Raw genomic sequence first — 765 nt, 5'->3', positions numbered from 1 at the left:
GGGCGATCACGGCGCCGTTGAGATGGGCGCTCGCGGCCCAGCCGCCGCAGCCGACGACCAGGAGCAGGGCGAGCGCGGTACCGGCGAGCATATGCCGGCCGAGCCCGAAATTCGGCTCGCGCCCTTCCCTGGCGTCCCCGCCCGCCTGCGATGCGACATTGCGCCTGGTCATATCCGTCTCTCCCGTCAGCGGACCCGGGATGCGAGGCCGAGCTGCCCCGCACCGAGGTCAGTAATAGTAAAGCCTGTGGCTGCCCTGGATCTCGATGGAGTAGTCCTTCTCGTCGGTCTGCTCGAGAAAGACGTCGACATAGGTGTAGTCGTTGTCACCGATCTTCTCGATGCGGAAGCGGAAGGGCTGGCTGGCAGTGCCGGCCTCGTCGCCATAGGCGCTGGCGAACGGATCGGCCTCGCCCCCGGGCGCACCATTAGCGGGATCGTCATCCGTGCGGATCTGGTACTGACTGACGATGATGCGGTCGCCGGCCTCGAGATCGAGGATCTGGTGGATCAGGTCGCGGTCATCCTCGTCATAGGGCACGTCGAAGGAGAAGCAGTCGTTGCCGGCACCGCCGGTCAGCGTCACTGCGTCGGCACCGATGGTGAAGTGGTCGTCGCCGCTGCCGCCGATCACCGCCTCGATGCTGGAGAAGCTGTCCTCGCCGATCTCGACGCTGACCGCCTTGCCCTCGACCAGATTGATGTCGATGCATTGCGTCGCCTGGGAGTAATCCAGCGTGTCGCTGCCGTTGCCGCCATCATAGC

General features: G+C 65.6%; 1 protein-coding gene. It reads right to left on the bottom strand.

Translation table 11 applies throughout. The features are described from left to right. Window positions 1-229 precede the first annotated feature (229 nt). Window positions 230-765 (bottom strand): M10 family metallopeptidase C-terminal domain-containing protein (locus AB4118_RS34065; protein ID WP_441493905.1); only part of this gene is annotated, 536 nt, incomplete at its 5' end.

The organism is Allobosea sp. 2RAB26 (assembly GCF_052115465.1).
In the GTDB taxonomy this organism is placed as follows: domain Bacteria; phylum Pseudomonadota; class Alphaproteobacteria; order Rhizobiales; family Beijerinckiaceae; genus Allobosea.
The sequence above is the reverse complement of the archived record's forward strand: the minus strand, read 5'-3'. Positions and strand labels throughout refer to the sequence as shown.